Source organism: Litoreibacter janthinus (genome assembly GCF_900111945.1).
GTDB classification, from domain to species: Bacteria; Pseudomonadota; Alphaproteobacteria; order Rhodobacterales; family Rhodobacteraceae; genus Litoreibacter; species Litoreibacter janthinus.
Genome location: NZ_FOYO01000001.1, coordinates 2,393,259 through 2,416,707, shown reverse-complemented (window position 1 = coordinate 2,416,707; position 23,449 = coordinate 2,393,259). Strand labels below are relative to the sequence as shown.

Sequence of the window (23,449 nt, the reverse complement as noted above, 5' to 3'; positions counted from 1 at the left end):
GCATGAGCAAAAGTCTTAAACGTGTCGCCAAGGCCCTAGAAGATGCGGGTGTTCTGGCAGAAATCATTGAAACGGGTGACCAGACCCGCACTGCTGCGCAAGCCGCGGAGCAAGCTGGCTGTCATGTAGACCAGATCGCCAAATCTATCATATTTCGTGGAGAGATCAGCAATGAGGCTGTCTTGTTTCTGACCGCTGGCGGAAATCAGGTGGATAGCGCCAAGGCGAGTAGTCTAGCTGGCGAGCCATTGGGTAAGGCAGACGCCGCACTGATACGCGCTCAGACCGGGTTTGCCATCGGGGGCGTGTCGCCCGTCGGCCATTTGAATCCCATCCGCGCATTCATTGATCCGCGACTGACTGAGTTTTCTGTGGTCTGGGCCGCGGCTGGCACCCCGCGCCATATCTTTTCACTATCACCTGACGACTTGATCGCGCTGACAGCAGGCGCATTGGCCGAGTTTACCACCTAGGCGTCAAATCCTGCGACACGTGTGACGACTTTTGCGGCCCGCAGGCCGGGTGGTTCATCACCGCGCCCTAGCCGCTCCATCGTAATTTCCGCTGCTGCGGCCTGAGCCGCGCGTTCTGGCCCTGGCGTCAAGGTTGTGAGCAAAGCCCGTGCGATGTCGTCGGGTTTACAGTCATCACCCAGAAATTCTGGGATTGTGCGGGTTTCTGACACAAGGTTCACCAAGGTCACCGTGTCGATCTGCAACATCGCCCTGATCATTTTGCGCGAGAACCAGTTCATGTCATAGGCAATGACCATCGGCACCGTGTTGGCGGCCAGTTCCAAAGAGACCGTCCCAGATGCCGCCAATGCTAAATCCGCTGCGGCAAAAGCTGCGCGTTTTTCCGCGAGGGCCACCTCAGGATTCATCCCCCGCGGATCAAGGATGACAGGCTGACCTGCCCAGCCTTTGGTTTGTTGCTGCACCAATGCAGCAACTGACCCAGCTGCAGGCACGACCACACGGATGTCCGGCCTCTTTGCCGCCAGCTTGTGGAGGCTTTCCCCGAAGATGTCAGCGAGCCTCGTGACCTCTCCGCGCCGGGATCCCGGAAGAGCTAAAACCACGGGAGCGTCGCCCAGACCGTAAGTGTCGCGGAAGGCCTTTGCATCAGAAAAATCGGCCAAAGGCTCTGCCACCACAGGGTGACCAACAAAGTCGCAGGCCAGCCCCGCACGCTCCATATAGGGCGGCTCAAAGGGCAATAATGCCATAACGTGATCGACAATTCCCTTCATGCGTTCGGTGCGCTTGGGACGCCAAGCCCAAACCGACGGAGCGACATAGTGAACGGTTGGAACCGCCGACAAAGCACGCAGTTTACGCAGGACCCGCAGGCAGAAATCAGGGCTGTCGATGGTGACCACCACATCTGCGCCAGAGCCGATGATATCCTCTACCGTCTCATCGCGACGGCGGAACAGGCCGCGCAGTTTGGGAAGCACCTCGGCTAGCCCCATGACCGAAAGTTCCTCCATTGGGAAAAGCGACGTCATGCCCTGCGCTTCCATGAGCGGGCCACCAACGCCTTGGAACTGCACATTCGGGTTGAGTTGCTTGAGGCCCTCCATCAAGGCGCCGCCGAGTTTATCACCCGACGGCTCCCCTGCGATAAGGTAGACCCTCATTCGCGCACCCAGAGGAAAAGCCCGTATCTATCGGCGATTTTCGTGCAGACAGACGGCTGGAGCACAATCACGCGCCCTGCTTCGATCACAATGCCATCCAGCCCCACCTGAACCGCGCGTTGCACCGTATCAGGGCCGATTGTTGGCATGTCGATGCGCAGCTCCTGCCCGGGTTTGGACGCTTTAACCAAGACACCGCCCTTACCAGGCAACTCCTTTGCTCGCGGCGCTCTACTGACACCGGTCAAGCTCCCCCAAAACGGCAGCCCAACCCGTTGTTGCAAGAGCCCTTGCATCATGAAGTCCGTCCCCGGCTGCGCTTCGATCGCGATCGCTTGGCGCTTGTGGGTGATACACGCCTGCCCGACATCTGCCGCAGCCATGGCGGCAATCACTTCGATCCCACGGTCCGCGTCTCGTTCATGCTCCTCAGAGGGGCGGTTTTTTCCCAGAAACCCCGCGGGCTGCAGGATTTCCGGATACACCTCATGTGCCCCAACGGGTTGAATGCCAACTTCTTCGAAGAAGCCAAGCACCAAACGCAGCGCGGCATCATCGCCGACCTGCAGGGCCTGCATCATTCGCGGCACAAGCGGCATGGTCAGCGCGTCAATCTTGGTCGGATCAAGCGGCGGGCGATCAACGCGGCCGGCAAAGCAAATCCGGTCGACACCCTTTTCCTTCAACCACGCGATGAACGTTCCGAGCGTCTCGATCCGGAATTTGCGGACGGGTCGATCCCCACGTGCGTCGGCACCCTGCCATTCCATCTGGCATAGCTGATACGGGGTTTCCGTTGCCAAAAGATGCTCCATGAGCAACTCGGGCAAATCGCCTTCACCTACGACCAGAGCCAGCATCAGCGCGGCGCAAGATACGACCGATCACTGTCGCCCAAAATGAAGTCGACGACTTCGCGCACATAGTCACTGTCAGTCTCTTCGGAAAGACGACGCGCACGATCTTGGAATGCCCCGTCACCCTGACGCAGCATCTGATAGGCGGCACGCAAAGCTGTAATATCCGATCGAGCCACGCCAGCGCGTTTCAGGCCGACATAGTTCAGACCGTCCAATTCGCCACGCGGAGCTTGCACCAGACCGTAGGGGATGACGTCATTCGTCACCATCGTCACAGCGCCAATGATGGCACCACGCCCAATGCGCACAAACTGGTGGATGCCCGCCAGACCTCCGATGATAACCTTGTCTTCGATGATGCAGTGACCTGCCAAGGCGGCTTGGTTTGCCATGATTACACCGTTGCCGACAATAGCGTCATGGCCGACATGGGCGCCCGTCATGAACAGGCAGTCGTCGCCGACTTTTGTCAGCCCGCCGCCGCCGGTCGTACCAGTGTTCATTGTCACACCTTCGCGGATGCGATTGCGCGATCCGATCTCAAGGCGGGTTTCTTCACCGTCGAATTTCAGGTCTTGAGGAATTTCACCGATAACTGCGAACGGAAAGATCACAGTGTCTTCGCCGATGGTGGTTTGGCCTGTTACGACCACATGGCTTTTCAATTCCACCCCCGCGGCGAGTGTCACATTCGCACCAACCGTGCAAAACGGGCCGATTTTCACGCCATCGGCGATCTTCGCGCCCTCTTCGACGAAGGCTGAGGGATGGATCGTCGCGCTCACTTCGGCAAGTCCATCATTGCGGTGAACTCCGCCTCGGCGGCCATTTCGCCGTCGACCGTTGCGGTGCCTTTGAATTTCCAGACCTTTGCGCCTGCTTTGCCACGGGTTACCTGCACATCCAGATGCAGCACGTCGCCCGGCACGACCTTCCGCCGGAATTTACAGCCGTCGATAGCCATAAAATAAACCAGCAGGTCTTTGTCGGCCATATCCATCGTCACACCAACCATCACGGCAGCCGTTTGCGCCATAGCCTCGATGATTGTCACACCGGGCATAATGGGCGCGCCGGGGAAGTGGCCTTGAAAATGGGGCTCGTTGAACGTGACGTTCTTGATACCGCGCGCGCTTTCACCGGCTTTGATATCCACAACTTTGTCGATCAACAGGAACGGATAGCGGTGTGGAATGATCCGTTGGATCAGGTGAATGTCGGCGGAGGTCTGCGTCATGGTATTGTCCTTTGGCCTTCGGCTCTTTTTGGGTAGCACCAGCCCACCCTTCGCACAAGATTGCCGGTCTAGTTGTTGCTATCACCGGTGCCGGCGTCAGGCTGTGGGGCCGCCTCGGTGGGGGTTTGGTCCGGGCGTTGCACCGGCAAGGGTCCTGGATCGACGGGCGCAGGTGACGCCCCGATCGCCGCATCTATCCGTGCGATAGCAGCATCAGTGATGTCGATCGGACGCACCGAAAATATCACAGCGCTGTTATTGAGAATGGCAACCGCGCCTGTTTCTTCGACCAATTCCAGTAGAATCGGGAACGCCGCTTCAAAAAATCGAACCCGCTCCGCCTCTGCCTGTCGCCGGATACTGTCGGATTTGGTCGCTTGAGCGCGCCTAATACCGGTCACTCGCTCATCAAAATCGGCCGCGAGCTTCTGGAACTCCTCTGGGTCCATCGCAGCGCGCTCGTCGGTAAGGCGGCGCTCTTCTTCTTCAAGCGCGCCTTCGATCTTGCGGTTTTCCTGCGCCAACTCCGAGGACTGGCTTTGAAGATCTTCTTGCACGCGTTTGCCGAACAGCGACGCTGAATACATGCGGTCTTGATCCAAGGTCAGCACAGGGCTGGGCTGGATGTCTTGCGACATAGCGGGCGTCGCTATGGCGAAAGCCACCACCATCGCACCCGCATAGCGACGTAAGCTCATGGTCAGAACTGTGTGGAAACGGTCAGGTCGAACGAACGCTCGCGGTCGTAAGTTTCTTTCACCAAAGCCTTGGAGAAGTTGAACCGGAGCGGGCCAATCTGCGTGTCCCAAAGAACCGACACCCCGATCACAGAGCGGAGCTTGAAGCTATCATCCACACCGGCAGCGGTGCCGTTATTCGTATCATCCAGGCCCCAAAGAGAGCCTACATCAAAGAACACGCCACCACGGATGCCGTATTCCTCTGGCAAGCCCAGTGGGAAGTCAGCTTCGAGCCGAGCAACTGCGTAGTAGTTTCCGCCCAAAGCGTCCTGATTTGTGCTCGCAAGATCGCGTGGACCGACACCCGCACCATCAAAGCCGCGCATCTTGCTGGAGTTCAGAAAGAAGCGCTCTGTGATGCGGCTATTGCCTGTCAGACGGGTATTTGCTCCGAACTCAAGCTGCGCGCGCAGAGTGACTTCCTCGCGTGCAATCTTTGTTTCTGCAGCGATAAGGCCCGTGGTTTGCAAGAAACGCAAACCGCCGCCGACACCTGCGATTTGTTGGCCAAAGCGCAACAAGACGCCACCGTTCGGGTTCAAACCGGTGCGGCGCGTGTCGTAAGAATAGAGGTAACCCAAGGCAGAGGTAAAAGCAGAGCTTTCGTCGCGCTGAATTATAACGGAAGTCGTTGGATCAACATTTTTGACCGCGTCTTTGGAAATCCGGTAGTTCAGCCGCAGACGTCCGTTTTCGGACACTGGAAACTCAATGCTGGGCTCGAAGCCGACGTTTTGAGTGTCGTAGGCCGCATATTGGTTGTCAGTGGTGCGGTAGTACAGATTAAGGCCCAAGGCCAAATCGCGACCCAAAAACGCAGGTTCGATAAAGTTGATAGATGTGTTTTGGTTGTCAGACCCTGTATCGAAAGAGAACGCCAAGGTCTGGCCACGGCCAAGGAAGTTTCGTTCCTGGAATGTAACGCTGAAAGACGCGCCAGCATCTGCACCGTAGCTAACGCCGAAGCCTAACGAGCCGGTTGTGGTTTCCTCAACATCAACGTCGACGACAACTTGTTCCGGCCCACTCCCTTGACGCGTATTCACATCCGCCGTGGAGAAGTAACCCAACGCGCGAATGCGCTCGGCGGCGTCGCGGATTTCGCGAGGATTGAACGGGTCGCCCTCAACCGTCTTGAACTGGCGTCGGACTACGCGGTCCAAAGTGGTCGCATTTCCCTCGATGTCGATACGCTCCACAAAGACGCGCGGGCCCCGGATGATCGCGAATTCAACGTCTAGGGTGATGTCAGCATCGTTTCGGGTGATCCGAGGCTCGACCCGAATAAAGTTCAGGCCCTTTTGAAGAGCCAAACGTTCCATGCGGGTGATCGTGTTTTCGATCTTGGCAGGCGAATATACTTCGCCCGCTTTCAGGCGTGCTACGTTTTGGTATTCATCAATATCGATCTCGGGCAGATCGGAATAGGTCGTCACTTGCCCAACTTTAAACTGCTGGCCTTCGCGCACTTTGAAGCTCACGAAATAACCGTCGCGTTCGCGCGTCAGTTCTGGTGTCGAGGACAAGACCTGAAAATCGACATAGCCGCGAGACAGATAGAAATCGCGCAGGAGCTGGCGGTCGAACGCAATCCGGTCGCTGACAAATGTATCCGACTGAATGATGGAGCGCAGCAAGCCCGCTTGCTTGGAATCGACAACACGGCGCAGGCGGCGATCCGAATATGCACGGTTGCCAATGAAGCTGATCCGCTCAACCTCGACAACATCGCCTTCGGATATTTCAAAGACCAGATCCACGCGGTTGTTGGAACGTGGAATAATCCGCGGCGTAACAGTTGCGGCGATCCGACCAGCCTGATTGTACCCTTCGGCCAGCAGCGCGGCGTCAGCCTCTGCAGTGGACGGGCTGTAGACCCTGCGCGATTTGGATTGCAGCAGCGGGATTAAATCCGCGTCCTTGAGGCGCTTGTTGCCCTCGATGTTCACGCGGTTAATCGTCGGGTATTCCTTCACGGTGACAACTAAACGGTTGCCGACTGGAACAACGTCAACGGTTTCAAACAGCCCCGAGCGTTGCAGGCGCTGGATCGCATCGTTCAACTGAGCAGCAGAGGCCGCTTGCCCGCGCTCGAGCCGAAGATAGCTCAGGATTGTTGCATCTTCGATACGTTGGTTGCCGTCAATTTCTACCGATGAAATTGGGAAGGTCTGTGCAAATGCCGGAGCCTGAGGCACGGCTGCGCCTACTGCAACGATTGCTAGTCCGGACAAGGCTGCCCTAACACACTGAATCTTAATGAATTGACGTGCGTGCTGCGTCGCTAATGCGATCTTCATGTGCTCGGGTCCCGCTCTGACACTCTATGTTGTGTGTTCGGTCTAGCCCGAGTCTGCACACTTGTCAAAACGAAGCCCAAAAAGAGCGGCCTGAAAACAGGCGCTCTTCGGCTGGCATTGTTACAGACGTTTCAGAGGGTCAGAGACCGGCGAGAAGACCCGCAGTCGCAAGTGCAGCAACGATGGCAACGGGCCATAGCAAACGGTCCCAATTGAGGCGCAGCAGAAGGCTCAGGCCTTGGTAGCCAGTTTGAATATGTTGCATGGGTCCTATCCCTCACAGAATACGACCCTTAAATGCTCTTCAATTGTGGCGCGAATGGGGCAACTTTAGGAACAAAAGAAGTCATTCGTTAAGGCAAACACCATCAAGGAAAGCAGCAAAAAGAGCCCGCCCATCATCAACGCATTCAATGCCTTGTCGCTCGGTGGCCGCCCTGAGACGGCCTCGAACGCGTGAAAGACCAGATGGCCCCCATCCAGAACGGGAATCGGGAATAGGTTCAGTAGCCCCACAGCGGTCGACAAAACCGCGATAAACCAGATGAACTGCGTCGGCCCTTGCGAAGCCATATCACCTGAAGTTTGGGCAATGCCGATCGGGCCTTGAATGTTGCAGGAGCTGATCGCGCCCGTCACCATATGCCACATGCCAGACAGGCTTGATTTTGCGATGAACCAAGTCTGGCGGACGCCACCCCAAAGCGCGTCCCCTGCCCCAAGCGTCTCGCGTGTCGGCTCGAAGAATGCACCGCCCGAGAAGCCAATAAGCCAACGCGTCTCAAATCCGTCCGCCGTAGGAAGATCACGTTGACGCGGTGTCAGCGTCTTCTCCAGAACTTCGCCGTTACGCCACACCAGCAGTTCCAACGGGCTGTCTTTGTTCGCTTGCGCCGCGTCTTGAACCTGACTTAGGGCAAATACCGGATTCCCGTTAACCGATTGGATCACATCGCCGACTTCCAAGCCGCCATCCATCGCTGCCGATTTGGGCTGCAACTGGTCAATGACCGGTGGGAACGGGTAGACGCTGTCAAAGCTTAAAAATTGACCATCGCGCTCCACATCATAGGACATGATCTCCGCGGCCTCTGCTTCACGGGCTGCGACGTAGAAGTCCTCCAGATTTGTGATGTCACTGTCACCCACCCTTAGGATGCGGTCACCGGGTTCGAACATGTCAACCGGACCGGGCAAGGGCTTGAGCTGGCCGATAACAGCTTCATCCGTCGTCGTGCCGGAGAACAGGAAGATGCCTGCAAAAACAAAAATGGATAGGATGAAGTTGAACACCGGACCAGCGGCTACGGTGGCTGCACGACGCCACAGATCTGCACCGTGCATCGTGCGCTTGCGCTCGGTATCACTCAGGCCCGAGATCGCGTCGCCGTCTTTGCCGGATGCCGCGTCGGAATCTCCTAAGAATTTGACGTAACCGCCGAATGGCAATGCTGCCAGCTGCCAGCGGGTCCCGCGTTTGTCGACCCGAGAGTATAATACCGGGCCGAACCCCAAAGAGAACACTTCTGCATGGATGCCGCACCAACGGCCGACGATGTAATGGCCGTATTCGTGGATCGCGACGATCACACTGAGCGCTATGATAAACGCAACAGCTGACCCCACAAAGCCACCAAATGAGGGAAGCATTCCCAAAATATCCATAGACCGCCCTTTCGCGTCTTTTGTTCCGGTGTCTAATGCACCGGTGTATTCTGCATCAGTTCTTGCATCGTCTTGCGTGCCAAATGGTCCGTCGCGAGCACCTTATCAAGGGTGAGTATGTCGCAACTAAGACCATTTTGCTGCTGCAAACGGTTCAACACTTTGTCAACAAGCCGCGCCATATCAAGAAAGCCGATGTCGCCCAAGATGAACGCGTCGAGTGCGGCCTCCTTCGCGGCGTTGAAAGCCGCGCCTGACAGGCCGCCCGTTTGCATGACGTCCCGTGCGATGCGCAATGCCGGATATCGGCCTTCATCGGCGACGCGAAAGTTCAAACTTCCGATCTTCGCCAGATCCAAGCGCTCAACCGGAACGTGTCCCCGGTCAGGCCAATGCAGCGCGTAGCCGATGGCGTGGCGCATATCTGGTGGGCCGAGATGCGCCATCAACGCGCCGTCCTTAAAGCCAACCAGCGCATGGATCAGGCTTTCGGGATGAACGACCGCTTCTATTTGCGATGCCGCAACGCCGAAGAACTCTTTTGTCTCAATAAGTTCCATGGCCTTGTTAAACATGGATGCACTGTCGATGGTAATCCGTTGTCCCATATCCCAGTTCGGATGAGCCGATGCCTCTGCCAGAGTCGCATTCTCCAAAGCTTCCAACGGCCAGTCGCGGAAGGCTCCACCTGAAGCGGTGATTATGACCCGTTCGACTGCAGTCATGTCTTCGCCAACAAGGGCTTGGAACACTGCGGAATGCTCACTGTCCACGGGCAGGATCGTGGCGCCATACTTCTCAGCCTCCGCCAACAGGAACGGCCCTGCCGTGACAAGGGACTCCTTGTTGGCAAGCGCAAGCGTTGTCCCATGGCGCAAGGCCCGAAGGCCAGGAACCAAGCCCGCCGCGCCCACGATGGCGGACATGAACCAGTCAGCTTTCCGGTCTGCGGCTTCGGCTATCGCGTCTGCCCCTGCCGCAACTTCAATGTCTGTGCCCGACAACGCGGCTTTAAGGTCGGCGTAGCAATCGTCGAAGGCGGTCACGGCAAGCTCGGCATTCAGCACGATGGCTTGTTTCGCCAACCGAGCAACGTTCCGCCCGCCCGTCAACGCTACAACATTGTAAAGCTCGGGCGTGCGGGCGATGAGATCAACAGTGTTCTCCCCGATAGATCCGGTGGAGCCAAAGATCGTTACCTTCCGCATCAGCCAAATACCGGTGGGAAGTCCACGACCTGCTCGATCAACAACAAGAACACAGACGCCCCCAGCATTCCGTCGAAGCGGTCGAAAACACCACCATGGCCCGGGATGAGGTTGGAGGAATCCTTTACACCCATCTTCCGCTTCACTGCGCTTTCGGCAATGTCGCCCATTTGCGATGCCATTGAAATTGCGACGGAAATACCAATGATCTCCAATCCCACGCCGGGATACCCCATGAAGCACGCGCCGACTATGGCGGCGGCCACCCAGCCCGCGGCAGTCCCGGACCACGTCTTCTTGGGGCTAACTCGCGGCCAGAACTTAGGCCCGCCTATTATCCGGCCTGCAAAATAGCCCAGTACATCAGTGGCTATCACGACGAGTGCGAGCCAGAGCATCCAGATGAAACCGAAATCAACACGGAGAACCGCCAACCCGTAGCAAGAAATCACGATGAGTGCAGCGAACACCATGTAGAGCGTACGATTGCTGTTAAGCAGCGCAATTCCCGCCATCGCGGGAACCAGTATAAATGGCAGCCCCAGCCCCGGCGGCAATAAGCTTACCGCAAGAAACGAGCCAGCCGCCAATCCCCCCATTGTCAGCGCGCGTTTTTGCCCTGCCCCCAGCATCCGCACCAGTTCCCAAACCAATGCGCCGCAAACCAGCGTCAGCAAGGCCATAAACCACACGCCACCGGCCCAAACAGCGCCAATGCCAACCACAGCCATAACGGCAGCGGACCCCATGCGGGCCGCAAGATCGGAGAATTTTTCAGATGATGCGCTCATGTCGCCTCCCAATAGTTGCAGGCGAGCGGCCGATCAAGCCTTCACAGCGCCAAAGCGACGGTCGCGATTTCCATATCGGGCTACGACGCTCGTGAAAACCTCCGGCGTGAAATCAGGCCAATGGGTGTCGATAAATTCGTACTCGGCATAGGCCGATTGCCATAGCAAAAAGTTGGAAATACGTGCTTCGCCAGAGGTGCGGATCACCAGATCAGGATCCGGGAGAACATATGTATCAAGGAAGGATGCCAAAACTTCGGAGTTCACTTGATCAGGTCGCAGGCGCTTTTCCGCGATTTCTACGGCCAAACGTTGCGTGGCGCGGGTCACCTCGTCGCGGGCTCCGTAGTTCAACGCAATTGTAAGATGCGTTACGTCATTATTTTCGGTCAGCTTTTCGAGATAGTCCATCAAGGCTTGGAGCTTCTTATCCAGCTTTTCACGATCACCGATGAAGCGAACGCGAGTGCCCAAACGATGAAGATAGTTGGCCTCACGCTGGATGTAGCGGCGGAACAGGGCCATCAGGCCAGAGACTTCGGACTGCGTCCGTTTCCAGTTCTCTGTCGAAAACGCAAACATTGTCAGATACTTGACGCCGAGCTGCGGACAGGTTTCCACCGCTTGCCGGACGCGCTTGGCTCCGGCTTGATGGCCAAAAAGGCGGGGGCGATTGCGTTGAGTGGCCCACCTGCCGTTGCCATCCATAATGATGGCGACGTGCTTTGGCCCATTCGGATTAATATCCTCAACGCTCATGTTCATACCTCAAATTATAATTGTTTTGATAAACCTATCAAAAAAGGCCGCCCTTGTCAGGCGACCTTTTGCGGGGAATTCTCCGCTTAGACTTGCATAATCTCTTCTTGTTTGTTCTCTAGCGCCTGATCCACCAATTTGATCTGCGCGTCGATCATGTCCTGAACCTCGCCCTCCCAGATTTTCTGGTCGTCTTCGGACAGTCCGTCACCTTTTGCCTTCTTAATCTGGTCCATGGCATCGCGACGAATGTTGCGGATCGAGACACGGGCGTGCTCTGCATATTGCCCCGCCACCTTGCTCAATTCACGGCGGCGCTCCTCATTCAGTTCTGGGATTGGCAGCATAATGATCGTGCCGTTAAGTTGAGGATTGATGCCCAAGCCACTCTCACGAATAGCTTTTTCGACTTTTCCGACAAGGCCCTTATCCCAAACGTTGATGGTCACCATGCGTGGCTCTGGGACGTTCACTGTGCCGACCTGATTGATCGGGGTCATGGATCCGTAAGCGTCCACCATTACTGGTTCCAGCATCGAGCCAGAGGCACGACCGGTACGCAAAGAGCCAAATTCGGTACGCAGGCTGGCCATCGCCCCATCCATGCGGCGTTGAATATCGTCGGTATCTAGCATGAAGTCTTCAGACATATCGGGTCTCATATTGCTTGTTTTGCTCGTTGACCGTTTGTCTAAAGCAAGCCGCGACACATGGCTAGAGGTCTCGCGAAAGCAGATGCCCGCCCCGATTGTAACCTGCGTTGACTTAAATTGTACGCACCTTCCCTAGATCGATTGGCCGAAAGTTAGGTTTCTCGGTGTCTAAATTCACCAGTTTTGCCGACTGGAAAACGCTATGGCCTTCGTGACGACCGTAAATATGATCTACCTTGGCAACTTTGCCGACGTTGACTTGGACGAGTCCGACTATGCTGCTGAGAACGCATTTTCACTGATTGGCACCTATTCCGATCTTGCGATTACCCCCATCACTCAAACCGACGTGAATGAAGACGGTGCAATTTGGGATGACGAAAACAACCCTGACGGTGACTACATTAGCTACGACATTGGCGGCGGCGCCACGTCACAATGGCTGGATAGCTCGATCCTGTTTACTGCAACGGTAACTTTGGGCGACGGAACTACGCTGACAGATGACTTCTTGATCATTCAGGCAGGGAATGGCGACGTCTTCTTCCGCAGCACCCCGTACGGATCGTCGGTCGACAATTTATCCATTCAAGACATCACGTTAAACAGCGTCTCGAACAATAACGGTGCCGGCTATTACACGGATGAATCCATCGACAACAGCACAATCGTTTGCTTCGCGAGCGGCGTGGAAATCGAAACCGTCAATGGACCGAGGGCAATCGAAAATCTGCAGCTTGGTGATCAGGTTCTTACACTGGATCGCGGCCCCCAGACTGTTCGATGGATTCACCGAAGGACGCTGTTATGGCCAGACCGGAATGCGCCGGTTGTGCTGGAAGCCGGGTCGCTTGCGCCGGGTGTGCCTTCTACCCGCATCGGCCTGTCCCCTCAGCACCGTGTGTTGCTTCGATCGCGAATTGCTCTTCGGATGTTTGGCAAGGACGAGGTGTTTGTGAGTGCCAAACGTCTACTTGCACTCCCCAATATCCATCGCGCGATCACCTTTGCGCCAGTGACGTATCATCACTTTGCCTGCGATCAGCACGAGGTTGTGTTCGCCAATGGCGCGCCGGTGGAAACTTTCCACCCCGGTCCGGAAGCGCTGCGCTCGCTATCGCAGTCAGCAGTAGATTCATTGCTGAACGGTCGGCCGGAAGATACCGAACGACGCCTTGCACGGCCAAGCCCACTTGGCAGCCAGCAAAAGAGCCTTATTGCTCGCCACGTCAAAAACGCAGTCAACCTTGTCGAGACCACTGCTGTCTTAGCGGACTATCAGTCTTCTACGATTGTGTAGGTGCCCTCACCCGCCAAGATGCCCTTGAACCCACCCGGCTCGTCCAGTGAGAAAACAATGATCGGAAGCTCGTTGTCCCGTGCCAAAGCGATAGCAGAGGCGTCCATAACCCCAAGGCGTTTCTGCAAAACATCGTCAAAGCTTATTCTGTCGTAGCGCACGGCATCGTCGAACTTGGCGGGATCTTTGTCGTAAACGCCATCTACCTTAGTGCCTTTGAAGATCGCCTCACAGGACATCTCATTCGCCCGAAGCGTCGCCGCGGTATCCGTGGTGAAATACGGGTTCCCGGTGCCAGCCGCGAAGATGCAGACCCGCTTTTTCTCAAGGTGGCGCACCGCGCGGCGACGAATGTAGGGCTCAGCCACTTCGTTCATGGTGATCGCCGAGATGACCCGTGTGTGAATGCCAAGTGCCTCAAGTGCGCCTTGCATCGCCAGTGCGTTCATCACTGTCGCGAGCATCCCCATATAATCTGCAGTGGTCCGCTCCATACCCTGTGCGGAACCTTGCAAACCGCGGAAAATGTTGCCGCCGCCGATCACCATGCAGATTTCGACGCCCATTTCATGAACAGATTGGACCTCGCGGGCGATCCGTTCGACCGTTGGCGGATGGAGGCCAAACCCCTGATCCCCCATCAACGCTTCACCAGAGATTTTCAACATTACGCGCTTGTAAGTGGTTTTGCGGGCATCGGTCATAGGAGGGCAGCCTTTCTGGAAGGGCGATTTGAGCAGTTGCAAATTGGGGGCAAAATGTCGGAAAACCCGACGAGATTCAACGGCCAAGCGCCCGCCACTCACGACAAACCGATAATAAACGGAATTCGCCCGACTGATGATGCCTTTGCTCAGAGATATAAGCCCTGACCAACCCGTGTTGATCGCTGGGCCGACCGCCTCTGGCAAGTCCGCTCTGGCATTGGAAATTGCCATACAACAAGGCGGCACGATTATTAACGCGGATGCGCTTCAGGTGTTTGATTGCTGGCAACTGCTGTCTGCCCGTCCCGACCCCGCCGAATTGCAGCTCGCAGAGCACGCCCTGTATGGGCATGTCCCTTATCGGGAGACCTATTCCACAGGTCATTGGTTGCGCGATGTCTCCAGATTGCTTTCTGGAAACTCTCGCCCGATTATTGTGGGTGGGACGGGATTGAACTTTAGCGCCCTAACCCAAGGGCTTGCAGATATCCCGCCCATCCCCACAGGCGTGCGCGCCGCTGCCGAAGAGATGGAGCGCGAAGAGATGCTGGAGGCGCTGGATGTGGAAACAGTGTCACGGATCGACACACTCAACCGGGCGCGAGTGCAACGCGCTTGGGAGGTTCAGGAGGCAACCGGCCGCTCCATCAGCGTGTGGCAGGCAGAAACCCCACCTCCGAAATTGCGCCGAGAAGAGTGCGTCGCCATTGCCCTGAATGCCTCTGTGGACTGGTTGGATGATCGGATCATCCGCCGATTTGACCAGATGCTTGCGAAAGGCGCTTTAGATGAGGTCCGTGCGCTGCAACACGACTGGGACATTCAGCGCCCGTCCGCGAAAGCAATCGGCGGTCCTGAGCTTATGGCTCATCTCAATGGCGAAATTTCGCTTGCGGAGGCACGGGGTCAGGCAATTATCGCTTCGCGCCAATACGCTAAGCGTCAAAGGACTTGGTTCCGTGCCCGAATGAAAGACTGGACGCAGGTTTCCGCCGATACACTCTCTAATTGACACAGAATTGCCTTAATTCGACATTTGACAGTTCGGAGGAGCGCCAACTACTAATCAGGGCGTTGGAAGGTTACTTCGGCATTCCCATAATCATAGGACATTTCATGGCCCGTCAGAACTTGCCTAAGGTTGAAACGCTTGCGACGCACCAACGCTCCGAGGCGTGGCGGACGGACGCAGCGCAGTCTTTGGATTATCCGATCTTGTTCTGGATAACGCGCGGTCAAGGTCGCGTCATGGTGGACTGCAAGATGCGTGGCGTAGGCCCGAACACCGCGATCTATATCCCCCCGCATACGCTGTTCAGCTACGAGATGTTTGCGAGTCCGCAAGGCATGGTGGTTTCTCTGTCGCGGGATGAAAACGCAGGTTTCCCGAACCGACCCGCCTTGCTCAAGGCCACAAGCGTGCAAATGCAGAGCGAAATCAGCGGTCTTATTGATGCGCTGTCACGTGAACTCAACGAATTGCGCACTGGTCAACGTCGGGCGGTGATGGCTTATGCGATGATGATCGGCGTTTGGCTTGACCGCGCCCTGACCGACCAGCCGCAGGGGGAACTCGGCAAGTCAGATCGTGTCCTGCGAAAGTTCAGCCATGTCGTCAGTATCGGCCATCGTGACGGCAAGTCCCTCGGCGAATTCGCCGCTGACTTGCAAGTTACACCAACCCATCTGACGCGCCTGACACAAAACGCCGTTGGCAAACCAGCATCTGCAATTTTGCAGGAGCGTGTGATTCAAGCCGCGTGCGAAGCCCTGCTACATACGGACAGGCCAGTGCAAGATATTGCAGAAAAGCTTGGCTTTTCGAGCCCTGCCTATTTCACACGGGCATTTCAGGTGCATACAGGAAAAAGTCCCTCAGAATTTCGTAAAGCAAGGTAATTGTCCCGCAAATTTGCGCCTAGACACTTCATTTGCGCCGCCCCTCATGGGCGACATTAGTGTATGTCGCTTTTTGACCGTGGGTTTGTCGTTTTTAGAGCGCACACTGACGGTTCCAACCGTTGACCTTCTGTCAAAATTGTTGCGAAATGGCCTCTGGAGCGTTGAGGGGACACGCAAAAGTAAAACTCAAACAGCGACTGTTGCGGGCTGATCCGAGAACACTCGGGCGAAAGTGCTGCGAATTATAACGTCAAAGTCTACAGGGAGACAGACATGACAACCCAAACCATTAACGGAAAACCCGTGCATCCATCCGTGGAGATGTACCTGGAAGAGCACAAGGCCGGCCTTATGGACCGCCGCGAGTTTCTGACACGTGCAACCATGATGGGCGTTACGGTGACTGCAGCCTACGGCTTGATCGGGTCCGCTCCGGCCAAGGCAGCAGCTCACGCCCAGCAAGGCGGCACACTTCGTATGCAGATGGAAGTCCGCGCGCTTAAAGATCCGCGTACCTTCGACTGGACACAAATTGCGTATTTCACCGCCGGTTGGCTGGAATACATGGTTGAATACAACTCCGACGGTTCGTTCGAGCCAATGTTGCTGGAGTCGTGGGAAATCAATGACGACGCAACCGAGTACACCTTGAACGTCCGTAAAGGCGTGAAGTGGAACAACGGCGACGACTTCACAGCAGACGATGTGGCCCGCATGGTCACCGCATGGTGTGATAAAGACGTCGAAGGCAACTCGATGGCTGGTCGTTTCGCGATCTTGATCGATGCCAACACCAACAAAATCATCGATGGCGGCGCAACCGTTGTGGACAGTCACACCGTGAAGCTGAACCTTCCTGCGCCTGACATCACACTGATCGCGGGGATGTCTGACTATCCGGCAGCTGTTTACCACAGCTCCGCGACGGGAACGCCGGAAGATATGTTGGCAAACCCAATCGGCACCGGCCCTTACAAGCCAGAATCTCTGGAAGTTGGCGTCAAAGGCGCCATCGTTCGCAACGAAGGTTTCGAATGGTGGGGCTATGCCGCTGGCAAAGGCGCATATCTCGACCGTATCGAGTATATCGACTACGGCACCGACCCTGCTGCATGGGTTGCGGCTGCGGAAGCTGAAGAAGTCGACACCATCTACGAGACCGTGGGTGAATTTGTCGACGTCTTCGACGGTCTGGGCTGGAGCAAATCCGAAGTGGCCTCCGGTGCCACCATCGCGATCCGTCCGAACCAAGAAGCGGCCGACGCCAATGGTGTGAAGCCATATGCTGACGTTCGTGTGCGCCAAGCCATTGCACATGCGGTTGACCGGTCGGTCTGCCTTGAGCTGGGCTATGCGAACCAAGGTCAGGTCGGCGAGAACACCCATGTCGGCCCAATGCACCCTGAATACGCGAATGTGCCAGGTCTGGAATACGATCCAGCCAAGGCGAAAGCCCTTCTCGAAGAGGCCGGTATGGCGGACTACGAGTTCGAGCTGATCTCCATTGACGACGACTGGCGCAAGAACACCACCGATGCGGTTGGCGCTCAGCTGCGTGATGCCGGCTTCAACATCAAGCGGACAATCATTCCGGGCACCACGTTCTGGAACGACTGGACCAAATACGGCTTCTCGTCGACCAACTGGAACCACCGTCCTTTGGGCGTGCAAATTCTGGGCCTTGCTTACCGCTCCGGTGAAGCTTGGAATGAGAGCGCGTTCTCTAACGCGGAATTCGACGCCGCGCTGGCTGAAGCGAACTCGATCGCAGATGCCGACAAGCGCCGTGTTGTGATGGAGAAGCTTCAAACCATCATGCGCGACGAAGGCGTGACATTGCAGCCATACTGGCGTTCGCTGTATCGCCACTCCCGCGAGGGATATGTGGGTCTCGATATGCACATCGCGTATCTGCCACAAATCTACAAATGGGGCGTTGCAGCCTAAGCTGACATGGATCAGGGCCGTATCTTCGGATGCGGCCCTTTCCACATTAACAGGACCGCCATGCCGGGCATGAAAGCCCGGTTTCAGACGCCCTAAAGGGCGCGACCTCGGCGGCCAACCAACACAGGGACCCCAATCAAATGGGCATGTTCATCCTACGGCGTTTAGGCGTGATGCTACTGACGGCGCTGTGCCTGACGTTCATCGTGTTCTTCATGACGAACCTATATCCAAACCTCGAGAAGCTTGCCAAAACGCAAGGCAACTTCCGTATGTCGGACGAAGCGGTGGTCAGCTATCTGACCCGCGAGGGCTATATGGCCCCCCTGCCCGTCAAATACGGCCGCTGGCTCGGGGTTCTTCCCAATCACGTATTTACCAACGATCAGGGTGTGACGACTGGCAAATGTATTCGTGAGGGTGTCAACACGCCTGAAACGGCGCCACGCTACTGCGGTGTTCTACAAGGCGAGTGGGGATATTCTTCGGTTTTCAAGGATGACGCGGGTTCCATCATCGGCAAACGCCTCGGGCTTACCGGCTGGCTGGCCCTTTTGGCCTTTGCAGTGATGATCCCGGCGGCCTTGATAATCGGCGTCCTTGCGGGGATGCGCGAAGGCAGCAGGATGGACAGAACGCTCTCCACCTTCTCCATCGCTTCGTCCGCTACGCCCGAATATGTCTCTGGTGTTATCTTCATCGCCGTTTTCGCGTCCTCCGCCTTTGGCCTCAAATGGTTCAAAGGCTCTGCCACATCGGCCATGGATGACTTCACATGGGCCAACATCACCCTGCCCGTTGCGACGATCGCTCTTTACGGCGTCGGCTATGTGGCGCGAATGACCCGCGCCTCAATGGCCGAGGTTATGACCGCGCAATACATTCGCACAGCAAGATTGAAGGGCGTCAGCTTCGGCAATATCGTGATGCGCCACGCCCTTCGCAACGCGCTGATCGCACCGTTCACGGTCATCATGCTGCAATTCCCTTACTTGCTCACTGGCGTCGTCATTACTGAGACCTTGTTCAACTACAAAGGCTTCGGCTGGATGCTGGTGCAAGCGGCCTCGAACAACGATATCGACTTGCTTCTTGGCGGCTCGGTTGTCGCCGTAATCGTCGTTCTCGTGACGCAGCTGATCTCTGACATTGGCTACGTGTTCCTCAACCCTCGTATTAGGATTTCATAATGGAGCCGCTCACTTGGACAGGTGCGCTTGGCGCCTATTTGAACCCGATCTTCCTTCTTGCGGTCATCAGCCTTGTGCTTGCCGTCGTGGGGTATCTCGTCGTCAGCACGCTTGAGAACGCCAGATCAGTTTTTTCACCGACCAGCAGCGGCGCATTGGAAGTTTCCGCTCTCAACTCCGAGGTTTTAGCGGGTTTTCTTCTGCCCATTTCCCTCGTCACGCTCGGGCTCGCGCTCGTCTACCCGCTTGCCGGGATTGTGACGCCCTACGGCACTGCGGGTATTCTGGGCGAGCTTGGTATGCGCTTCCTCCCCGTGTGGATCGCCCTGATTGTGACGTTCTTTCTGTCGATTACCTACAAGCGAAAGTTGGGCCTCTACGGCAAACTGTTCGACAGCCCCATCGGTATGGTTGGCTTTGCCATCGTTATGTTCTGGGTCTTCACCGCGATCTTCGTGGCCATGGATCTGGTCATTACGCATGACCCGCTGGGTCAGGTCTCCGGCATGAAGAACAAGCTTCCCGGAACTCCACTGAGCGGCGCTGAGGAAGGCGAATATAGCCACTACTTACTAGGCGGCGACAACCTTGCACGAGACGTGTTCTCACGCATGGTTCAGGGCTCGCAGGTTGTTCTGGTCATCGCACCAGCCGCGACGCTGTTTGCATTTATGGTAGGGATCACACTGGGTCTGCCCGCTGGCTATTTCGGCGGTAAGCTCGACACGGTTATCAGCTTCCTTGCAAACCTCGTTTTGGCCTTCCCCGTCATCTTGCTGTTCTTCTTGCTCGTGACGCCGGAAATTCGCGCAGCGGGCATTCCGATCCCCGGTACGAATTACGTCTGGACTGTTCCGACAATCCTCGCGTCGATCTTATTTCTGTTCCCGCTGGTGTTCCTTGTGGTGCTGTTTGACTCGCGATTCTTCACTCAACCGTCCAAGCGCAACCTGTATGTCGGTTTGACAGTTCTGATCGGTGGCTACCTTTATCTGGGGCTGGCGTGGGACGCGGACCCGTTGGGCTTGATCTCCATTGATGGCGGCGTGTTGATTGTGTTTGTCTCGGTGGTCTTTGTGAACTCCCCCACTGTGTTCCGGATTGTGCGCGGTTTGGTGCTCGACATCAAAACGCGGGATTATGTGGCAGCGGGCCAAACCCGTGGCGAAGGTCCTTGGTACATCATGCTTTGGGAAATCCTGCCCAACGCACGTGGTCCGCTGATCGTCGATTTCTGTCTGCGCATCGGATACACGACCATCCTGCTCGGGACCTTGGGGTTCTTTGGGTTGGGTCTGTCGTCGGAAAGCCCTGACTGGGGGACCACGATCAATGCAGGCAGGCGCCTGCTGAGCATCTACCCGCATCCAGCCATTGTGCCAGCCATTGCATTGATGAGCCTCGTGCTGGGTCTTAACCTGCTCGCAGATGGTCTGCGCGAAGAAAGCCTGAAGGATTAAGCCTATGTCAGATGATACATATACCGGCCCGATCCTAGAGATCGACCAGCTGTCCATTTCCTTCTTCACGCGTCTGCGGGAAATTCCTGCAGTGATGGACTTCTCTTGCGTCGTTCAACCTGGCGAGGCCATGGGGCTTGTCGGGGAATCCGGATGCGGGAAATCCACCGTGGCGCTAGGGGTCATGCAGGACCTTGGCGTGAACGGGCGCGTGGTGGGTGGCTCCATCAAGTTCAAGGGACGCGACCTTGGCCAAATGAGTCCTGAAGAGCTTCGCAACATCCGTGGCTCCGAGATCGCGATGATCTATCAGGAACCTATGGCGTCGCTGAACCCGGCGATGCGCATCGGCAAGCAACTGATGGAAGTGCCGATGATCCATTTCGGCACCTCCGAAAAGGAAGCCTACGAGCGCGCTTTGGAGGTGGTCACAGACGTTAAGCTCCCCGATCCAAAACGTATCCTCAACTCCTTCCCGCACCAGTTGTCCGGCGGTCAGCAGCAACGGATTGTGATTGCGATGGCGTTAATGTCGAAGCCGTCCCTGTTGATCCTAGACGAACCCACCACCGCGCTCGACGTGACGGTTGAAGCCGCCGTGGTCGAATTGGTTAAGGATCTGGGCAAGAAATACGGCACGTCGATGCTGTTCATCTCTCACAACCTTGGGCTGGTGCTGGAAACCTGCGACAGAATTTGTGTGATGTATTCGGGTGAGGCGGTTGAGACCGGCTCCATCGAGGACGTGTTCGACGATATGCAGCACCCGTATACGCAGGCTCTGTTCCGTTCGATCCCCCTGCCCGGAGCCGATAAGAACGCGCGCCCGCTGGTGGCCATTCCGGGGAACTTTCCGCTCCCGCATGAGCGCCCGCAGGGTTGTAACTTTGGCCCGCGCTGCGACTACTTCCAAGCTGGTCTCTGTGACCAAGGCGACATTCGGATGCAGAAGATCAAAGGCAACGACCGCCACGGCTCCCGCTGCCTTCGCATCGAGGAGATCGACTGGAACGCCCCAATCGCGGCGGCGATCAAAACCGAAAAGTCCGAACCCGGTGAGGTAGTCCTTCGTATGGACAACCTTAAGAAATATTACGAGGTTGCGGCCTCCGCGCTCTTTGGCGGATCGAACAAAAAGGTCGTGAAAGCCAACGAAACGCTCAGCTTCGAGGCCCGCGAAAGTGAAACGCTGGCCATCGTTGGGGAATCCGGCTGCGGCAAATCCACATTCGCCAAAGTCCTGATGGGGTTGGAAACGGCCACGGACGGTAAAATCCTGCTTCATGGCAAAGAAATCCAAGACATCCCGATTGAAGAGCGTGACACCAAAACCATCGCAAATGTGCAGATGGTGTTCCAGAACCCGTTTGATACACTAAACCCGTCGATGACCGTCGGACGTCAGATCGTGCGCGCGCTGGAAATCTTCGGCATTGGTGACAGTGAAGCCGCCCGTGAAAAGCGGATGCTGGAACTTCTGGACTTGGTCAAACTGCCCAGAGAGTTCGCTACGCGTATGCCACGGCAGTTATCCGGTGGTCAGAAACAACGCGTCGGTATCGCTCGCGCCTTTGCCGGTGACGCCAAAATTGTGGTCGCGGATGAACCCGTCTCGGCGCTTGATGTGTCGGTTCAGGCCGCCGTGACAGACCTGCTGATGGAGATCCAACGAGAGAACAAGACGACGCTTTTGTTCATCTCTCATGACTTGAGCATCGTCCGCTATCTATCTGACCGCGTTATGGTTATGTATCTTGGCCACGTGGTTGAACTCGGCACGACGGATCAAGTATTCCAACCGCCATATCATCCCTATACCGAAGCGTTGTTGTCCGCCGTTCCGATCGCGGATACGTCGATCGAGAAGCAACACATCGTTCTGGAAGGTGACATTCCATCCGCCATGAATCCGCCCCCTGGCTGCCCGTTCCAGACGCGCTGCCGTTGGAAGGATCAAGTTCCGGGCGGCCTGTGCGAGAAGGATGTTCCACCCGTGCGGACGTTGGCGGAAGGCCATCAGGTTAAATGTCACCTCGCGGATGACATCCTTGCCCGCATGGAGCCTGTCATCAAGATCGCCGCCGAATAGCTAAACGGCGCCGCCGCCCAAAGCAGCCCCGTCAGTTGCGACGGGTTCAAGCGTGATGGTGCTCACATCAAAGTCGGTTTGCCCGTCTATGTTGAGGACTGCCACGCCGTTGCTTAAGATAGTGCTACCTCCGCCGTCGGCGTAGTTAGTGCTGGTCAGCTCTGGTGCAATCGGGGCGTCTGGATCGTCCGAGACGTCATAGCGCACGGTTATGGTGTCTTGAGCCGGGTCGAAATCGGTGATCCGAGCGGCCTCACCCGGCTCAATCGTTTCCTCGATCACAAACAGATCCGCCCCTTCGCCGCCCTCGCCTTCATCAAGGCTGGACAGGTAAAGCGTGTCATCTCCGTCGCCGCCAAACAGATAGTCTTGGGCGTCCCCTTCCACTGATGCGCCAAGAACGTTCCCGTGCAGAACATCGTCGCCCGCCTCGCCGCGCAGGATATCAGACCCCGTGCTTCCAGTTAGGGTGTCATTCCCGTCGCCGCCAAGGATCAAGTCGTCACCCGCAGCTCCGTTCAGCGTGTCGTTCCCTTCGTCGCCGCAAAGGGTATCATCGCCAAAGCCGCCATCCATACGGTCATTTCCCAAGCCCCCGATGCCGATATCGTCGCCACCGCGCAACAGCAACTCATCGTCGCCGGCGCCGCCATCAACTGTATCGGTGCCACCGCTGCCATCGAAACTGTCATCACCATCGAGCAGGAAGGTTGAGGCATTTGAGATGCTCGCCATCAGGGCGTCATCACCATCGGTGCCGAAGACCTCGGCCACTTCGGACTCGTCATCGGTTGTGGTTGTTGTTTTGTCGTCTGAATTGGCAAGCCACGGCACCAGAAAGCTCAACAGAAAGAATATCGCATTGCCGATTTCAGCCCAGTACCAACCCATCTCAGCCTCACATAATTTGTACACCCCGCTGCTTCGGCTGCGCGGGTTTAAAACTTTGTAAGCGTCATTCAGGACAAAAGAATGCCCTGAATTGGGACAGATTGCGTC

22 protein-coding genes are annotated in these 23,449 nt (G+C 56.5%); 8 read left to right on the top strand and 14 right to left on the bottom strand.

The features are described 5' to 3' along the window. The first annotated feature begins 2 nt into the window (after nt 1-2). Nucleotides 3-473 carry a YbaK/EbsC family protein gene (locus tag BM352_RS12115; protein ID WP_090217145.1) on the top strand — a complete coding sequence of 157 codons (471 nt, stop codon included), beginning with the start codon at nt 3-5 and terminating at the stop codon, nt 471-473. Here BM352_RS12115 and lpxB read toward each other — a convergent pair. From lpxB to frr, 12 genes are all read right to left on the bottom strand, one after another. After that, nucleotides 470-1,642, bottom strand: a complete 1,173-nt coding sequence (lpxB, locus tag BM352_RS12110; protein WP_090217143.1) for a lipid-A-disaccharide synthase — start codon at nt 1,640-1,642, stop codon at nt 470-472. The genes BM352_RS12115 and lpxB overlap by 4 nt on opposite strands. Further along, nucleotides 1,639-2,502, bottom strand: coding sequence for an LpxI family protein (locus tag BM352_RS12105; protein ID WP_090217141.1), 864 nt, complete (start codon nt 2,500-2,502; stop codon nt 1,639-1,641). The genes lpxB and BM352_RS12105 overlap by 4 nt, the downstream gene beginning before the upstream one ends. Beyond that, nucleotides 2,502-3,287 carry an acyl-ACP--UDP-N-acetylglucosamine O-acyltransferase gene (gene lpxA / locus BM352_RS12100; protein WP_090217138.1) on the bottom strand — a complete coding sequence of 262 codons (786 nt, stop codon included), beginning with the start codon at nt 3,285-3,287 and terminating at the stop codon, nt 2,502-2,504. The genes BM352_RS12105 and lpxA overlap by 1 nt, the downstream gene beginning before the upstream one ends. Next, nucleotides 3,284-3,739 (bottom strand): 3-hydroxyacyl-ACP dehydratase FabZ, encoded by a 456-nt coding sequence (gene fabZ, locus BM352_RS12095; RefSeq protein WP_090217135.1) that lies wholly within the window; start codon nt 3,737-3,739, stop codon nt 3,284-3,286. Before fabZ ends, lpxA begins: the two co-directional genes overlap by 4 nt. A gap of 68 nt (nt 3,740-3,807) precedes the next feature. Further along, nucleotides 3,808-4,437, bottom strand: a complete 630-nt coding sequence (locus BM352_RS12090; RefSeq protein ID WP_090217133.1) for an OmpH/Skp family outer membrane protein — start codon at nt 4,435-4,437, stop codon at nt 3,808-3,810. Between the two features lie 2 nt (nt 4,438-4,439). Continuing rightward, complete coding sequence (gene bamA / locus BM352_RS12085) at nt 4,440-6,779, bottom strand: outer membrane protein assembly factor BamA (protein WP_090217130.1); 2,340 nt, start codon at nt 6,777-6,779, stop codon at nt 4,440-4,442. A 139-nt stretch (nt 6,780-6,918) separates the two neighbouring features. Next, entirely contained in the window at nt 6,919-7,044 is a 126-nt protein-coding gene (locus BM352_RS19245; protein ID WP_281245116.1) for a hypothetical protein, read from the bottom strand. Between the two features lie 65 nt (nt 7,045-7,109). Beyond that, the gene (gene rseP, locus BM352_RS12080) at nt 7,110-8,444 is read right to left on the bottom strand and encodes an RIP metalloprotease RseP (RefSeq protein ID WP_090217128.1); all 1,335 of its coding nucleotides are present in this window, start codon (nt 8,442-8,444) and stop codon (nt 7,110-7,112) included. Between the two features lie 32 nt (nt 8,445-8,476). Beyond that, nucleotides 8,477-9,652: a 1-deoxy-D-xylulose-5-phosphate reductoisomerase gene (gene dxr / locus BM352_RS12075; protein ID WP_090217126.1), complete on the bottom strand. Its 1,176-nt coding sequence runs from the start codon at nt 9,650-9,652 to the stop codon at nt 8,477-8,479. After that, entirely contained in the window at nt 9,652-10,443 is a 792-nt protein-coding gene (locus BM352_RS12070; RefSeq protein ID WP_090217124.1) for a phosphatidate cytidylyltransferase, read from the bottom strand. Before BM352_RS12070 ends, dxr begins: the two co-directional genes overlap by 1 nt. Before the next feature lie 33 nt (nt 10,444-10,476). Continuing rightward, nucleotides 10,477-11,208, bottom strand: a complete 732-nt coding sequence (gene uppS / locus BM352_RS12065; protein ID WP_425434527.1) for a polyprenyl diphosphate synthase — start codon at nt 11,206-11,208, stop codon at nt 10,477-10,479. A gap of 80 nt (nt 11,209-11,288) precedes the next feature. Further along, nucleotides 11,289-11,852: a ribosome recycling factor gene (gene frr, locus BM352_RS12060; protein ID WP_090217119.1), complete on the bottom strand. Its 564-nt coding sequence runs from the start codon at nt 11,850-11,852 to the stop codon at nt 11,289-11,291. Nucleotides 11,853-12,057: 205 nt separating this feature from the next. Here frr and BM352_RS12055 point away from each other — a divergent pair, with 205 nt between their 5' ends. Then, nucleotides 12,058-13,155 carry a Hint domain-containing protein gene (locus BM352_RS12055; protein WP_090217117.1) on the top strand — a complete coding sequence of 366 codons (1,098 nt, stop codon included), beginning with the start codon at nt 12,058-12,060 and terminating at the stop codon, nt 13,153-13,155. Here the strand turns inward: BM352_RS12055 and pyrH are convergent. Beyond that, the gene (gene pyrH / locus BM352_RS12050) at nt 13,134-13,859 is read right to left on the bottom strand and encodes a UMP kinase (RefSeq protein ID WP_090217113.1); all 726 of its coding nucleotides are present in this window, start codon (nt 13,857-13,859) and stop codon (nt 13,134-13,136) included. The genes BM352_RS12055 and pyrH overlap by 22 nt on opposite strands. A gap of 175 nt (nt 13,860-14,034) precedes the next feature. On the opposite strand from pyrH, the gene miaA reads away from it, so the two are divergent. The 6 genes from miaA to BM352_RS12020 all read left to right on the top strand — a co-directional run bounded on the left by miaA (nt 14,035) and on the right by BM352_RS12020 (nt 22,450). Further along, nucleotides 14,035-14,874: a tRNA (adenosine(37)-N6)-dimethylallyltransferase MiaA gene (gene miaA, locus BM352_RS12045; protein WP_342713604.1), complete on the top strand. Its 840-nt coding sequence runs from the start codon at nt 14,035-14,037 to the stop codon at nt 14,872-14,874. Nucleotides 14,875-14,978: 104 nt separating this feature from the next. Continuing rightward, the gene (locus BM352_RS12040; protein WP_090217109.1) at nt 14,979-15,761 is read left to right on the top strand and encodes an AraC family transcriptional regulator; all 783 of its coding nucleotides are present in this window, start codon (nt 14,979-14,981) and stop codon (nt 15,759-15,761) included. Between the two features lie 276 nt (nt 15,762-16,037). Next, nucleotides 16,038-17,711: an ABC transporter substrate-binding protein gene (locus tag BM352_RS12035; protein WP_090217106.1), complete on the top strand. Its 1,674-nt coding sequence runs from the start codon at nt 16,038-16,040 to the stop codon at nt 17,709-17,711. 140 nt (nt 17,712-17,851) lie between these two features. After that, a complete protein-coding gene (locus BM352_RS12030; protein WP_090217104.1) occupies nt 17,852-18,901 on the top strand; it encodes an ABC transporter permease in 1,050 nt (349 codons plus the stop codon). Continuing rightward, a complete protein-coding gene (locus BM352_RS12025) occupies nt 18,901-20,361 on the top strand; it encodes an ABC transporter permease (RefSeq protein WP_090217102.1) in 1,461 nt (486 codons plus the stop codon). The genes BM352_RS12030 and BM352_RS12025 overlap by 1 nt, the downstream gene beginning before the upstream one ends. Before the next feature lie 4 nt (nt 20,362-20,365). Further along, a complete protein-coding gene (locus BM352_RS12020) occupies nt 20,366-22,450 on the top strand; it encodes a dipeptide ABC transporter ATP-binding protein (protein WP_425434526.1) in 2,085 nt (694 codons plus the stop codon). On the opposite strand, the gene BM352_RS12015 is transcribed toward BM352_RS12020, so the two are convergent. Then, nucleotides 22,451-23,341: a calcium-binding protein gene (locus tag BM352_RS12015; protein WP_090217098.1), complete on the bottom strand. Its 891-nt coding sequence runs from the start codon at nt 23,339-23,341 to the stop codon at nt 22,451-22,453. Between the last annotated feature and the right edge of the window lie 108 nt (nt 23,342-23,449).